The 13,574-nt window shown below is 68.8% G+C and carries 14 protein-coding genes and 1 pseudogene; 10 read left to right on the top strand and 5 right to left on the bottom strand.

Annotated features, from left to right (window positions below; all coding sequences use genetic code 11):
* Positions 1–37 precede the first annotated feature (37 nt).
* Both C7453_RS11260 and C7453_RS11265 read left to right on the top strand, forming a co-directional pair.
* Positions 38–439, top strand: a complete 402-nt coding sequence (locus C7453_RS11260; RefSeq protein ID WP_307723116.1) for a DUF423 domain-containing protein — start codon at positions 38–40, stop codon at positions 437–439.
* An 8-nt stretch (positions 440–447) separates the two neighbouring features.
* Positions 448–1,428: an SAM-dependent methyltransferase gene (locus C7453_RS11265; protein WP_408871602.1), complete on the top strand. Its 981-nt coding sequence runs from the start codon at positions 448–450 to the stop codon at positions 1,426–1,428.
* Here C7453_RS11265 and C7453_RS11270 read toward each other — a convergent pair.
* A complete protein-coding gene (locus C7453_RS11270; RefSeq protein ID WP_114727621.1) occupies positions 1,414–1,728 on the bottom strand; it encodes a hypothetical protein in 315 nt (104 codons plus the stop codon). The genes C7453_RS11265 and C7453_RS11270 overlap by 15 nt on opposite strands.
* 113 nt (positions 1,729–1,841) lie before the next feature.
* Here C7453_RS11270 and C7453_RS11275 point away from each other — a divergent pair, with 113 nt between their 5' ends.
* The gene (locus C7453_RS11275) at positions 1,842–2,354 is read left to right on the top strand and encodes a thioredoxin family protein (protein WP_114727622.1); all 513 of its coding nucleotides are present in this window, start codon (positions 1,842–1,844) and stop codon (positions 2,352–2,354) included.
* Positions 2,355–2,398: 44 nt separating this feature from the next.
* Here the strand turns inward: C7453_RS11275 and C7453_RS11280 are convergent, their stop codons facing one another.
* From C7453_RS11280 to C7453_RS11295, 4 genes are all read right to left on the bottom strand, one after another.
* Positions 2,399–4,075, bottom strand: coding sequence for a M3 family oligoendopeptidase (locus C7453_RS11280; RefSeq protein ID WP_114727623.1), 1,677 nt, complete (start codon positions 4,073–4,075; stop codon positions 2,399–2,401).
* Positions 4,076–4,125: 50 nt separating this feature from the next.
* Positions 4,126–5,121: an LLM class flavin-dependent oxidoreductase gene (locus C7453_RS11285; RefSeq protein WP_114727624.1), complete on the bottom strand. Its 996-nt coding sequence runs from the start codon at positions 5,119–5,121 to the stop codon at positions 4,126–4,128.
* 105 nt (positions 5,122–5,226) lie between these two features.
* Positions 5,227–7,170 carry an OPT family oligopeptide transporter gene (locus C7453_RS11290; protein WP_170143200.1) on the bottom strand — a complete coding sequence of 648 codons (1,944 nt, stop codon included), beginning with the start codon at positions 7,168–7,170 and terminating at the stop codon, positions 5,227–5,229.
* Positions 7,171–7,279: 109 nt separating this feature from the next.
* Positions 7,280–7,876: a hypothetical protein gene (locus tag C7453_RS11295; RefSeq protein ID WP_245948986.1), complete on the bottom strand. Its 597-nt coding sequence runs from the start codon at positions 7,874–7,876 to the stop codon at positions 7,280–7,282.
* Between the two features lie 243 nt (positions 7,877–8,119).
* Between C7453_RS11295 and ispH the strand changes: the two genes are divergently transcribed.
* The 7 genes and pseudogenes from ispH to pstC all read left to right on the top strand — a co-directional run.
* A complete protein-coding gene (gene ispH, locus C7453_RS11300; RefSeq protein ID WP_114727664.1) occupies positions 8,120–9,133 on the top strand; it encodes a 4-hydroxy-3-methylbut-2-enyl diphosphate reductase in 1,014 nt (337 codons plus the stop codon).
* A 15-nt stretch (positions 9,134–9,148) separates the two neighbouring features.
* Positions 9,149–10,114: a homoserine kinase gene (locus C7453_RS11305; protein ID WP_114727626.1), complete on the top strand. Its 966-nt coding sequence runs from the start codon at positions 9,149–9,151 to the stop codon at positions 10,112–10,114.
* Entirely contained in the window at positions 10,104–10,631 is a 528-nt protein-coding gene (rnhA, locus tag C7453_RS11310; RefSeq protein ID WP_114727627.1) for a ribonuclease HI, read from the top strand. Before C7453_RS11305 ends, rnhA begins: the two co-directional genes overlap by 11 nt.
* Entirely contained in the window at positions 10,628–11,359 is a 732-nt protein-coding gene (locus tag C7453_RS11315) for an ABC transporter ATP-binding protein (RefSeq protein ID WP_114727628.1), read from the top strand. Before rnhA ends, C7453_RS11315 begins: the two co-directional genes overlap by 4 nt.
* Positions 11,356–12,126: an ABC transporter permease gene (locus C7453_RS11320; RefSeq protein WP_114727629.1), complete on the top strand. Its 771-nt coding sequence runs from the start codon at positions 11,356–11,358 to the stop codon at positions 12,124–12,126. The genes C7453_RS11315 and C7453_RS11320 overlap by 4 nt, the downstream gene beginning before the upstream one ends.
* 12 nt (positions 12,127–12,138) lie before the next feature.
* Positions 12,139–13,092, top strand: a complete 954-nt coding sequence (locus C7453_RS11325) for a nucleoside hydrolase (protein ID WP_114727630.1) — start codon at positions 12,139–12,141, stop codon at positions 13,090–13,092.
* A 132-nt stretch (positions 13,093–13,224) separates the two neighbouring features.
* Positions 13,225–13,574 (top strand): annotated as a pseudogene (gene pstC / locus C7453_RS11330) (phosphate ABC transporter permease PstC); the annotation flags it as partial.

Here is a 13,574-nt window from a genome sequence, read left to right on the forward strand (position 1 = left end):
ACCGGGGCACCCGGCTAGACTACCGGTCGTGATGAATGTGCCTGCTTCCCTTTCGCCTGTGCCGCGCGCGGCCCGGTTTTTCCTTGCATCGGGTGGTCTGCTGGGCCTGCTGTCCGTGGCCGGCGGTGCGTTGGCGGCCCATCTGCCCGATGCGATGTTCGCCACGCCTTCCGGCCGCATGCTGGCGCGCGAGGCGGTGGAGATGGGCATGTGGCATGCGCCCGCGCTGCTGGCGGTCGGCATCCTGCTGTGTGTACGGGGGCGGCGGGTGCCGCTGCTGCTGGCCGGTGCGGCTTTTGCGCTGGGGGTGGTGCTGTTCTGCGGTGCCGTCGGCTGGACGGGGGTGACCGGGCAACATCTGGGCCCGGTCGCGCCCACCGGCGGCAGCCTGCTGATGCTGGCGTGGCTGTTGATGGCGGTGGATGGGCTGCGCCGATGAGAACGGATATGCAGGGTGACGAGGCGCCTGTCGTGCTGCCGCACCCGGTGCGCGCGGCCTATCTGGCGGCGGAGGGGTTCGAGGACGCGCTGGCCGAGGAACTGGGCCGGCAGGGCGTGGAGATCATGGCGTGGCATGGTCGGCTGGCGCTGTCGGCCAGTCCGCCGGTTGCGGCGGCGTGGGCGCTGGATATCTGGCTGGAGCCCGAACTTCATTCCATTGCCTCGATCGGCGCGGCGGCGGCGCTGCTGCGCGGCCGGCAGCGCAACTGGGCCTGCCATGCCGTGCGGCATCATCGTCGCGCGACGCTGATTGCCGACCGTCTGCCGCCGGTTGCCGCGCGGCCGCTGGTCTTTCCCGCAGCGGCGCCGACCGGGCATCTGGGCGGGTGGACGTTGCTGGCGCCGGATATGCTGCTGCTGTCGACACGCAAATCCTCGCCCTTCGTGAACGGGGCGGTGCCGTTTGTCGAGGATCGGGTGAGGCCGCCTTCGCGGGCCTATCTGAAATTATGGGAAGCCTGCGCCCGGCTGGGCGCGTGGCCGATGCCGGGGGAACGCTGCGTCGATCTGGGGGCGTCGCCCGGTGGGTGGACGTGGGCCATCGCGCAATGCGGGGCGGAGGTGGTGGCGGTGGATCGTGCGGACCTCGCACCCCAGGTGGCCGCCATGCCGGGGGTGACGCTGCGCCGCGAAAGCGCGTTCGGGATCGAGCCCGCCGAACTGGGGGCGGTGGACTGGATGTTTTCCGACATCATCGCCTATCCGACGCGCCTGCTGGCGCTGGCCAGGCGCTGGATCGCCGGCGGCACGGCGCGGCGCATCGTGATGACCATCAAGTTCCAGGGCACCACGGACCACGAGACCGCTGCCGCGTTCGCCGCCATTCCGGGCGGGCGGGTGCTGCATCTGTGGCACAACAAGCATGAACTGACATTTCTGTGGGATCGCGAGGCGGCGGCCCCGGCCGGGGCGTTACCGCCCGGCTGAGGCCCGGCGCGCGCGTAGCCGCCGGTCGATCGCCCATTCGCCGATCTGCACGATCGGCAGGGCCAGCAGGAAGCAGGCGACCGCGACGCCCATCACGATGATCCGTTCGCGCGCCTCGGCATCGGAGGCGCCGGTGACGCTGTACAGGCTGCTCCACAGCCGTGTGCCGGCAATGTGATCGACCAGGTAGGCGACATGGGCGCTGTAGCGCAGGGTGGCCATCAGGGCGGCTGTCAGCGCGACCATGGCCACGGTCTTGATCAGGGTGCGGGCGATGCCGGGTTGCGCAGCCTGTGTCATCCGGGAGAAGATCCTTTTATCATCATGTCGGGTCTGTATGGCTTTCGACGTATGAGATCCATCTTAACCTGATATTATGCCTCGTTCATCCTTGGCTTCATGGACCGAATTTCATGCATCTGCGCCGCCTCCTTCCCCTGACCGTCCTGCTGGCCGGTCTGGCTGCCACCCCGGCCCTGGCCGAACTGCCGCCCGTGCCCCAGGTGGGGCAGGAGACGCCGAAGCCGGTCGCTGCACCTTATGGGCCGACCGAGGGCGCGCAGGCGCAGGTCGATGCCGCCTTCAAGACGGCCAAGGAAACGGGCCGCAACGTACTGATCGATTTCGGCGGCAACTGGTGCCCGGACTGCCGCATGCTGGCGGGCGTTCTGGAACTGCCGTCTGTCGCGCCCTGGGTGGCGGCGCATTTCGTCACCGTGTCGGTCAATGTCGGGCGGATCAATACCAACCTGGATATCGCCCAGCATTACGGGGTGACGATCAAGGCCGTGCCGACGGTGCTGATCGTGACGCCGCAGGGCCGGTTGCTGAACCCGGACGGCACGCTGGCGCTGGGTGACGCGCGCCGCATGTCCGCCCAAGCGGTGGTTGACCTGCTGGCCGGCTGGAACGGTCGCGGGGCCTGATTGTAAATGCGCGCCGGCGGTGATCCGGCGCGCATTTTCGGCTTTCAGCGCAGGTGCAGGAAGCGGTCGGCCTCCTGAACGATGTCGGCCAGGGTGCCCTGTTTGAAGGGGCTGATCAGGCCGGCGGCGTCGACCAGGCCGGTGAAGGGCTGCGAGCCGCCCAGCGCGCACAGATCCGCATAGACCGCCATCGCGCCCGCCTGATCGGCCCGGCTGTGCAGCCAGAACTGCATCGCGCAGCACAGGGCCAGCGTATAGTCGATATAATAGAAGGGCGAACGGTAGATATGGCCCTGGGCCTGCCACCGGCCGCCGCCGGCGGGCCAGGACAGGTCGCCGTAATCGCGCCAGGGCAGATACAGCTTTTCCAGCCGCTGCCAGGTCTTGTGGCGCTCGGCGGCCGTCATGCCGGGGTTGGCGTAGACCTCGTGCTGGAAGTGATCGACGCAGACGCCGTAGGGCAGGAAGCTCAATGAGCCGATCAGGTGCATGCGGCGGAAGCGGTCGGCCAGCCCGTCCTCGACCATCAGGTCGATCTGCGGCCAGGTGAGGAATTCCAGCGCCATCGAATGGATTTCGGCGGCGTCCATGGTTGGCCACAGCAGGTCGATCCCCGGCAGGTCGCGGCTTTTCCAGTTCTGGTAGGCGTGGCCCATTTCGTGGGTGAAGACCGTGATGTCGTGCTGCGTGCCGTTGAAATTGGCGAAGATGAACGGCATCCCGACCGTGGGAAAGGCGGTGCAGAAGCCGCCGCCGGCCTTGCCCTCGCGATTGCGCAGGTCGAGGAAGCCGCCTTCGACCATCTGGCGGTAGAACGCGCCGAGATCGCCGCCCATGCGGTCTAACATCGTCTGTGCCCGTTCCAGCAGCAAATCATGCCCGCCGGCCGGCTTGGGGTTGCCCATCGGGTCGATCAGCGATTCGTCCCAGAAATGTACCCGGTCCCAGTTCATGGTCAGGCGGCGGTTTTCCATGATCGCGCCGACCAGCGGCACGACATGGGCCAGCACGTCCTCGCGAAAGCGCGCGACATCCTCGGGGCCGTAATCGACGCGGCGCATCCGCCGGTAGCCCAGGGGGGTGTAGCTGTCATAGCCCAGGGTGCGCGCCATGCCGTGGCGCACCTGCACCAACTGGTCGTAGATCCGGTCCAGTTCCGGCCCGTTGGTGGCGAAGAAATCCCAGCGTGCCTTTTCGGCCTCGTAGCGCACCGCGCGGTCCGGGTGCTCGGCGAAGGGGGCGAGGCCGGACAGATTGACCGTCTGGCCCTGCACCGTCACGCGGGCCGCGGCCAGCAGGGCCGTGTAGTCGGCGCCCAGACGGGCTTCTTCTTCCAGTGCCTCGCGGATGCGTGGGTCGAAGGTGGTGATGTCGGTTTCCCACAGGCGGACGGTGTGGGTGCCGATGGCGGTGGCGAGGCCGGCGCGGTCGGGGTCGTCCAGCAGCCGGCGCTTGATGGCGACTTCAAGCTCGGTCACCAGCGGGGTCAGGCGGTCGGCGAGGTCGCGATCGGTGCGGGCCTGCGGGCTTGTGGTGTCCTGGGAGAAGCGCAGGGCGACCATCGAGGCCCAACTGTCGTACGCCCGGCGTTCGACGTCGAAGCGGGCGAGGGCCTCGGTGCGGTGGCCTTCATCAAGCAGGGTTGAGACGGCACCGAAAGCCGCGTTCAGGCTTTCGGCGGTCGGGGTCGGCAACGTGAGGTCGGAGAATTGGATGGACATGGTTCGTATCATCGCATCCGCGATGGGGAGGCGTCCACGGTTCTGTGCTGTCAGGTTTCCGCCAGTGCGCTTCGGGCTTCCGCGGCGAGGGCGAAGGAGTGCAGGCGGGCCGTGTGGTCGTGGATCGCCCCCACGATCATCAGTTCGTCGGGCTGGTGGCGGGCGATGAAGCGGGCCAGGCCGGTGCGCACGGTCTCGGGGCCGCCCACGACGGCGCAGGCCAGCGCCCGGTCGATCCCGGCCTGTTCGGCGGGTGTCCAGAGGCCGTCCGTCTCGGTGACCGGGGGAGGGAACTGGCCCGGCCGGCCCCGGCGCAGGGCCACGAACTGCTGCTGGTGCGAGGTGAACAGCAGGCGGGCCTGCGCGTCGGAGTCGGCGGCCACCACGTTCAGCCCCAGCATGACATAGGGTTGGGCCTGCCGGGCGGAGGGGGTGAAGCGCTGGCGGTACAGCGCCACGGCCTCTTCCATCATGTCCGGTGCGAAATGCGAGGCGAAGGCGAAGGGCAGGCCCAGATGGGCCGCCAGGTGGGCCGAGAACAGCGACGAGCCCAGCAGCCAGACCGGGATTTCCAGCCCGGCGCCGGGGATGGCCTGCACGCGCTGACCGGGCTGGGGTGGCGCGAAATAATGCAGCAATTCGGCGACATCCTGCGGGAAGCGGTCGGCGCTGGACGGGTCGCGCCGCAGGGCGCGCATCGTTTCCTGGTCCGAGCCGGGGGCGCGGCCCAGCCCGAGGTCGATCCGGCCGGGGAACAGGCTTTCCAGCGTGCCGAACTGTTCGGCGACCATCAGCGGGGCATGGTTGGGCAGCATGATGCCGCCTGCGCCGACCCGGATATGCTGCGTGCCTGCCGCCAGGTGGCCGATCAGAATGGCGGTCGCGGCCGATGCGATGGCCGGCATGGCGTGATGTTCCGCCACCCAGTAGCGGTGAAAGCCCAGCGCCTCGGCATGGCGGGCCAGGTCGAGACTGTTGCGGAAGGCGGTGGCGGCATCGCTGCCACGAACGATCAGGGACAGGTCGAGGACCGAGAAGGGGATCAACGTTGGAAACTCCTTTTTCAGTTCACTCGGGCGATCCGGCCGGCCGTGTCTGGAAATGCGGGCTGGTGAGGGAGCGTGCCGCCGCGCGCATTTCCAGACAGGGAATCAGGCACGGCGGATTTTGTGGCCGAACCATAGGCATATGGCGATAAAAACCAGGGTTCCCAGTATCGACGGCACGGTGCTTGCCTCGGGGAGGATGGCCAGGGCGTCGTCGCGGCCGGTGGCGCCGGCGATGCCGGCCAGCAGCACGCCCGTCAGGCTCTCGCCGACGATGAAGCCGGAGGCGAGCATGGTGGAAACGCCGCCTTCGCTCTGTCGGGCGTGGCGGGTGCAGGCCCAGCCGATGATGGCGCCGATGGCCAGCGTGACACTGACTGCCGGGGGAAGATACAGCCCGATTCCCACTGCTAGCGGTGGCATGGCGCCGCCGACGCGGCGCAGCAGCAGATCGGCCGCGATCAGCACCACGCCCAGCGCGATGCCGATCAGGATCATGGTCCAGTCGAGCTGATGCTGGAAGATGCCCTGCGCGATGGTGGTGAGAAGGGCGGGCTGCGGGGCGGGGAGGGCATGGTCGGGGTTCATGCCGGGATGGGGCATGGCGCCGACGAAGCCGTAGGCCTGGTAGAGCAGTTCCAGCACCGGCGGGATGACGATGGCGCCGCTGACGCAGCCGACCAGCAGCGCCACCTGCTGCCGCCAGGGCGAGGCGCCGACCAGTTGCCCGGTCTTGAGATCCTGGAGGTTGTCGTTGGAAATGGCCGAGGAGGCGACGATGGCCGAGAGGATGTAGAGCGCGAAGGCAATGGCCAGATGGTGCCCGTTGGCCGACATCTCGGCAGGCAGCACGCCCAGCGGCTCCAGCAGGAGCATGAACGATGCGACCAGCACGATGGCGATGATGGCGATCCCCGACAGCGGGGACGAGGACGAGCCGACGATGCCGGCCATGTAGCCGCATGCGGCGGCGACCAGGAAGCCGAACAGCGCGCAGAAGGCGACCGCCGCCAGCGCCGCCGAGACGATGGCGCTACCGTGGGCGAAGGGGGACTGGAAGCTTATGAACAGGACGAACAGGATGGCCAGGCACAGACCCGTCAGCAGCAGGAGGGTGCGGGGTGTGAGGTCGCGGCCGTCCTCGTCGGCGGAACCGTGGGCGCGCATCATGTCGCGGATGCCCGCCGCGACCGGGCGGGCCAGCACCGCCAGGGTCCAGATGGCGGCGATGGCGATGGTGCCCGCGCCCAGGAAGCGCACCTTCTGCGTCCAGATCTGCGTAGCGAAACCGGCGGCGGGGAGATGGGCGGGATTGGGCAGCTGGGCGCTGAGGATCGGGACCGCGACATCCCACGCGATGATGGTGCCGATCAGCATGGCGAGGCCGCCGGCGATGCCGACCAGGTAGCCCGCGCCCAGCAGGGCCAGCGAGAAGCCGGTCGAAGCGCGGAAGATGGCGCCGCCCCAGGTCGCGGTGATCGCCGCGCTGTCGGCCAGTAGCCGCAGGCCGCCGGTGGCGAACGTGACCAGCGCCGACAGCACGCCGCCGGTCAGCAGGGCGCGCAGGCTCTCCGGGCTGCCGCTTTCCGATCCGGCTTTCAGGATTTCGGCCGCCGCGACGCCTTCGGGGTAGGGGAGGTCGCTGTTCGTGACCATCGCGCGGCGCAGCGGCACGGTGAACAGCACGCCGGTCATGCCGCCGGCGAGGGTGAGCAGCGTCGTCTCCAGATAGGGGAAATGCTGCCAGTAGCCGATCATGATCATGCAGGGCAGCGAGACGAACACGCACGACAGCGTGCCGGCCGCCGAGGCCTGCGTCTGGACCATATTGTTTTCGAGGATCGTGGAGCCGCCCATCGCCCGCAGCACGGACATGGAGATCACGGCCGCAGGAATCGACGAGGCGACGGTGAGGCCGATCTTGAGCCCCAGATAGACGTTGGAGGCGGTGAAGACGACGGTGATCAGGGCACCGAGGATAAAACCGCGCAGGGTCATTTCCCGCTGGCTGGCGGTGCGCGCGGTCTGGGAAAGGGCGGTGTCCGTCATGCTGTCTTCATGTCGCTTGTATCGCTTGACCTGTCGGTGGAGTGACCTGTCGGTGGGACCGTGGGCGCGCAGGCCGTCTGCATTGCCGCGCGCCGGCGGCAGGGGAGGATCACATATGGTGGAAGGTGGGGGCGATCAGGTGGGTCTGGTTGTATTCCAGCTGCTCTTTCGTCAACTGGAGGCCGACCTCGAGCCTGTAGCCGTCGATCGTGACGTGCTTGGACACCGGTAGCGTGATCGGCACGATGCGGGTGTGGGTGAGCATCTGGGTGACGTTGGCCGGGAACTGCACATTCTCGACGAACTGCTTCTTGCTCTTGATCTCGTCGCCATAGACCACGGCGATGAAATACGGGACATCCACCGTGCGGCCGGTGCCGGGGCCGCGGGTGACGTTCAGGCCGAGGCTGACCTCGGCGACGACGGAGGCCGTTGTTTTCGGGTTTCCCGAGCCTCTGTGGCACTGGCCGGTAACGCGCGTGACGCTGGCACGCGAGGCCAGGTGGCCGATATCGTGCGACGGGCCGGTGAAGGCCATCTGGTCGGCGGCGGCGCCGAGGACCTCGACGGTCGGGCATGACGGTGCGAAGCCGTCGGGGTTCTCCATGGAGCATGCCGCCAGCGACATGGCGAGCGGCAGGATCGCCAGGCCGCTGAGATGGGCGGGGCGAAAGCGGCGAAGGCCGCTCGGGCTGGCGATGGTCATGCGGGGGATCATGCGGGTTCCGGGGTCTCGTGCTTGCTCATGGTTGCGGGGGCCGCCATGTGGACGGGCTGCTTGTGTGGCTCCGGCTGGACGGCTATGTCCAAATGCACCGGGGTTACAGGAAAATGGCTTGCGCCACGGCCCCGGTTTGCGTAGGGCCGGACCAGCACCGGGATGCGCGGCCGGCCGGTCGCTGCCCCCGGCCCGTATCCTATACCGCTCGCCGGCCGTTTGGGGAACACCATGCCCGACCAGATGATTCAGACCTCCGATTCCGCCCCCGTCGCGACGTCTCCGGCCGAGGCGCCCATGCGGTCGCTGAAGGTTCTGCTGGCGGGGCCGCGCGGCTTCTGCGCCGGGGTGGACCGCGCCATCCGCGTGGTCGAGGAAGCGATCCGCCGCTATGGCGCGCCGGTCTATGTGCGGCACGAGATCGTGCATAACCGCACCGTGGTCGAGGAGCTGGAAGCCCAGGGCGCCATCTTCGTCGAGGAACTGGACGAGGTGCCGGCCGATGCGCATGTCGTGTTCTCGGCCCATGGCGTGCCCAAGACGGTGCCGGCCGAGGCCGAGCGCCGCAACCTGCTGTACCTGGATGCGACCTGCCCGCTGGTCTCCAAGGTGCACCGCGAAGCCGAGCGGCATTTCGCCGATGGTGGCCCGGAAAGCCGCCATATCCTGATGATCGGCCATGCCGGCCACCCCGAAGTGGTGGGCACGATGGGCCAGTTGCCGGCCGGTGCGGTGACGCTGATCAACGATGCGGAAGAGGCGCGGACCGTCCAGCCGGCCGATCCGGCGCGCTTGGCCTTCATTACCCAGACCACGCTTTCGGTCGATGACACCGCCGAGATCGTCGAGATCCTGCGTCGCCGCTTCCCGTTGATCGAGGGGCCGAAGCGCGAGGATATCTGCTACGCCACCACCAACCGCCAGGAAGCGGTGAAGGCGATTGCGCCGGGTTGCGATCTCGTGATCGTGATCGGTTCGCCGAACTCGTCCAATTCCCAGCGCCTGCGCGAAGTGGCGGAACGGTCGGGTGCGCCGCGCGCCCTGCTGGTGCCGCGCCTGAGCAATCTGGACTGGTCGGTGCTGGAGGGGGTGAACACGCTGGGCATCACCGCCGGGGCCTCGGCGCCCGAGGCGCTGGTGCAGGAAATGGTCACGGCGCTGGCCAAGCATTTCTCGCTGGAAATCGAGGAACGGACGGTCAAGGAAGAGAACGTGACCTTCCGCCTGCCGGCTCCGCTGGGCTGATCAGGCCGGGTTCGCATGGCTGTCTATACGGATGTGTCGGACGGGGCGCTGCGCGCGTTCCTGTCCCTTTACGACATTGGTGAACTCACGGCCTATCGGGGCATTGCCGAGGGGGTCGAGAACAGCAATTTCGTCCTGCGGACTACGGACGGCGATTTTATCCTGACCCTGTATGAACGCCGGGTGAATCCTGACGATCTGCCCTGGTTCCTGGGGCTGATGGGGGCGTTGGCCGACCATGGCCTGTCCTGCCCGCGTCCGGTGGCGGGGCGCGATGGCGAGGCCTTGCGCACCCTGGCGGGCCGGCCGGCGGCGATCACGACTTTTCTGCCCGGCGTGTGGCCGCGCGACGTGCGGGTGGAGCATTGCGCGCCGCTGGGTGCCGCGCTGGCGGCGCTGCATGTCGCGGGGCAGGCCTACAAGGCCGAACGCGCGAACGGGCTGGGGCCCGCCGCGTGGGGACCTCTGCTGGAATCCTGCCGGGCGGAGGCGGATTCGGTGTCGGTGGGGCTGGGGGCGGAACTGGATGCCGCCCTGGGGGCGATCCTGCCGGCGTGGCCTTGTGTGGGCGATCTGCCGCGCGGGCAGATCCATGCCGATCTGTTCCCTGACAATGTGTTTTTTCTCGATGGCGCGGTGTCGGGGCTGATCGATTTCTATTTCGCCTGCACCGATTTCCTGGCCTACGACATCGCGATCTGCCTGAATGCCTGGTGTTTCGAGGCCGATGGCGTGTTCGTGCCCGAGCGCGCGCGGGCGCTGATCGCGGGATATGAATCGGTGCGGCCGCTTGATGCCGCCGAACGGCAGGCGATGCCGGTGCTGGCGGCGGGGGCCGCGATGCGCTTTCTGCTGACGCGGCTGTATGACTGGCTGAACACGCCGGCCGGCGCGATGGTGACGCGTAAGGACCCGCTCGATTACCTGCGCCGCCTGCGCTTTCATCGTGCGGCGGGGGATGCGTCGGTCTATGGCGTCTGAGACCGACGAACGGCCGGTGGAGGCCGATGCCGCATGCGAACTGGAGACGCCCAATGCGTCCGCGCCGGTCGAGATCTGGACCGATGGGGGCTGCAAGCCCAATCCGGGGCCGGGCGGCTGGGCGGCGCTGCTGAAATTTCGCGGGACCGAGCGCGAGATTTCGGGGGGCGAGGCCGAGACCACCAACAACCGGATGGAACTGACGGCGGCGGCCGAGGCGCTGGAGGCGCTGAAGCGGCCGTGCGTGGTGGTGCTGCATACCGACAGTGAATATGTGCGCAACGGCATCACCCGTTGGCATACCGGCTGGGTGCGGCGGAACTGGCGCAATGCTTCGGGTGATCCGGTGGCGAACATGGATCTGTGGCGGCGGTTGCTGGAGATCAGCAAGCGGCACCAGGTCGAGTGGCGCTGGGTGCGTGGCCATTCGGGCGACGAAAACAACGAACGGGTCGACCGGCTGGCCACGGCGGCGCGGGACGCGCTGGGGCTGGCCTATCCCGTTCGTCGCCGGTGACGGCTCCGGCGCTGGATCTGCGCGGGCTGGCGGTGGCCCATGGTGGGCGGGAGCTGTTCGCCGGACTGGATCTGACATTGCCGGGCGGGGTGTTCTCCGTGCTGCTGGGGGCCAGCGGCGTGGGCAAGACCAGCCTGCTGCGGGTGATCGCGGGGCTGGATCGTCCGACGGCGGGCATGGTGGTGGCCGATGACGGCGCGCCACTGGCGGGCCGGGTGGCCTGGATGGGGCAGCGCGACCTGCTGCAACCCTGGGCGCGGGTGATCGACAATGTAATGCTGGGCGACCGGCTGCGCGGCCGGCGGCCCGATCGCGACCGGGCGGCGGAACTGCTGCGGCGGATGGGGCTGGCTGACCGGCTGGCGGCGCTGCCGGCGGAACTGTCGGGCGGCATGCGCCAACGTGTGGCGCTGGCCCGGACCCTGTACGAGGATCGTCCGGTCGTACTGATGGACGAACCCTTTTCGGCGCTGGACAGCGTGACGCGGGCGCGGATGCAGGATCTGGCGGCCGAAACGCTGCATGACCGCACGGTGGTGCTGATTACCCATGACCCGCTGGAGGCGTGCCGGCTGGGGCAGGCGATCCTGCTGATGGCGGGGGAGCCGGTGCGTGTGGAGGCGATCGCGGTGCCGGCGGGCGCGGTGCCGCGGCCGGCGGACGACGATTCCGTGCTGCATGCCCAGGGGGTGCTGCTGCGTCGTATGCTGGATGCGGCGGGTTCATGAGCGCCGGACGAATCGTGGCGCGGCTGGGCCGGCCGGTGGGCACGCTGTGCGGGCTGGGCCTGCTGTGGTGGGGGATCGTCCGGCTGGGCGGGGTGCCGCCCTATCTGCTGCCGCCGCCGGGATCGGTCGCACGGGCGTTGTGGGCGCAGCGCGGATTACTGGCCGGCGCGGCGGGAACGACGCTGCTGGAAACCGTGCTGGGGTTGCTGCTGGGCACGGCGGGGGGCGGCGCGCTGGCGCTGCTGATGATGGCCTCGACCCCGGTGCGGCGCTGGATGATGCCTCTGGTGCTGCTCAGTCAGGCGGTGCCGGTCTTCGCGCTGGCGCCGCTGCTGGTGCTGTGGTTCGGATTCGGCATTGCCTCCAAGGTGGTGATGGCGGTGCTGGTGATCTTCTTTCCCATTACCTCGTCCTTTTTCGACGGATTGCGCCGCACGCCGCCTGGGTGGCTGGATCTGGCGCGGAGCATGGATGCGCGGCCGGGACTGGTACTGCTGCGGCTGCGGCTGCCGGCGGCACTGCCGGCCTTCGCCACCGGCCTGCGGGTGGCCGCCGCGATCGCGCCGCTGGGCGCGGTGGTGGGGGAATGGGTGGGGGCGTCGTCCGGGCTTGGCTTCCTGATGCAGACGGCCAATACCCGCTTCGAGACCGACCTGATGTTCGCGGCGCTGCTGGTGCTGGCGTCGATGACAGTGCTGCTCTGGTGGGGGGTGGACCGGGCGCTGGCGCGGATGCTGTACTGGGTGCCGGACGATCGGTCCGACTGAAGGAGTGATATCGTGGCGCGCGCCATCATCATCGACACCGACCCCTCGCCGGACGATGCGGTCGCTTTCCTCATGGCGCTGGCCTCGCCCGACGAACTGGAGGTGCTGGCGCTGACGACGGTGGGGGGCAACGTGCCGCTGGCGCTGACCACGCGCAATGCCCTGATGGCGCTGGAACTGGCCGGACGGGGCGATGTGCCGGTTTATGCCGGGGCGGCGGGCCCGTTGGTGGGGGCACTGCGTACCGCCGAGCATGTGCATGGTGCCACAGGGTTCGACGGCTACGACCTGCCGCCGCCGTCGCTGACGCCGGCCGAGGGATTCGCCCCCGACCGGATCGTGGACCTGGTGATGGCCCGGCCGCGTGACAGCGTGACGCTGTGCGGCCTGGCGCCGCTGACCAATATCGCCCTGGCGATGCTGCGCGAGCCGCGCTTGGCCGGGCACCTGCATGGGATCGTGCTGATGGGCGGCGCGCGGGCCGAGGGCGGGAACATCACCCCGGCGGCGGAATACAACATCCATGTCGACCCGGAGGCGGCGGCGCGGGTGTTCGATTCGGGCGTGCCGATCACGATGATCCCTCTGGATTGCACGCATCGGGCGCTGACGACGGCGGCGCGGATGGCGCGGCTGCGCGCGATCGGCACGCCGCTGGCCGAGGCGTTCTATCACCTGCTGACGTTCAATAAGCGCTTCGATGCGCGCCAGGGAGGGACGGATGGCGGCCCGCTGCATGATCCGACGGTGATTGCGGCGCTGCTGCGGCCGGACCTGTTCAGCGGCCGGCTGGCCCATGTCGGGATCGAGTGCCAGGGCACGCTGACGCGGGGCATGACGGTCATCGACTGGCGGAGCGTGACCGGCCGGCACCCGAATGCGCTGGTACTCAACCGGGTGGATGCCGAGGGATATTTCGATCTGGTGATCGAACGCCTGTCGCGCTTCGGCATCGGATCGCCATAAAGCATCGCCGCGTGCCGATGGAAGGTTGCCCGATCGGGGTGCGCTCCAGTAATGGTCGCGCGTTCGCGCCGGTCGGGCGCGGCCGATCCTGACGTCGCTTCCCTGTGGGGCGTCCTGCTGTCCGGAGTCCGCATGGACCAAACACCGCCCCCGTTTCCGTCGACGCCGCCTGTCGCGTCTTCTCCCGTTCAGCCCCGTGCGGGCGGTGTGGGAGACCCTGTGTTCGCGGGGCTGGTGCGGCTTTCCGGGTGGCTGATCCTGGCGATCCTGGGCGGTCTGATAGCGGTATTGGCGTGGGGTGGGCTGTCGGCGTGGTCGGCGTTTGGGCCTGGCTTTGTGTGGAGCGCGGCGTGGAACCCGGTGACGCAGCATTTCGGTGCGGCGGCCCCGGTGTTCGGCTCGGTGATGACGACGCTGCTGGCGCTGGTGTTTGCGGTGCCGCTGGCGTTCGGGATTGCGTTCTGGCTGGTGGAGATGGCGCC

Origin of the sequence: Gluconacetobacter liquefaciens (assembly GCF_003350405.1) — a bacterium.
GTDB lineage: Bacteria > Pseudomonadota > Alphaproteobacteria > Acetobacterales > Acetobacteraceae > Gluconacetobacter > Gluconacetobacter liquefaciens.

Coding starts and splice junctions, on each gene's coding strand:
- C7453_RS11270 (WP_114727621.1), bottom strand. CDS start 1,728: ATGACACAGGCTGCGCAACCCGGCATCGCCCGCACCCTGATCAAGACC.
- C7453_RS11280 (WP_114727623.1), bottom strand. CDS start 4,075: ATGTCCATCCAATTCTCCGACCTCACGTTGCCGACCCCGACCGCCGAA.
- C7453_RS11320 (WP_114727629.1), top strand. CDS start 11,356: ATGAGCGCCGGACGAATCGTGGCGCGGCTGGGCCGGCCGGTGGGCACG.
- C7453_RS11290 (WP_170143200.1), bottom strand. CDS start 7,170: ATGACGGACACCGCCCTTTCCCAGACCGCGCGCACCGCCAGCCAGCGG.
- rnhA (WP_114727627.1), top strand. CDS start 10,104: ATGGCGTCTGAGACCGACGAACGGCCGGTGGAGGCCGATGCCGCATGC.
- ispH (WP_114727664.1), top strand. CDS start 8,120: ATGCCCGACCAGATGATTCAGACCTCCGATTCCGCCCCCGTCGCGACG.
- C7453_RS11275 (WP_114727622.1), top strand. CDS start 1,842: ATGCATCTGCGCCGCCTCCTTCCCCTGACCGTCCTGCTGGCCGGTCTG.
- C7453_RS11265 (WP_408871602.1), top strand. CDS start 448: ATGCAGGGTGACGAGGCGCCTGTCGTGCTGCCGCACCCGGTGCGCGCG.
- C7453_RS11305 (WP_114727626.1), top strand. CDS start 9,149: ATGGCTGTCTATACGGATGTGTCGGACGGGGCGCTGCGCGCGTTCCTG.
- C7453_RS11295 (WP_245948986.1), bottom strand. CDS start 7,876: ATGACCATCGCCAGCCCGAGCGGCCTTCGCCGCTTTCGCCCCGCCCAT.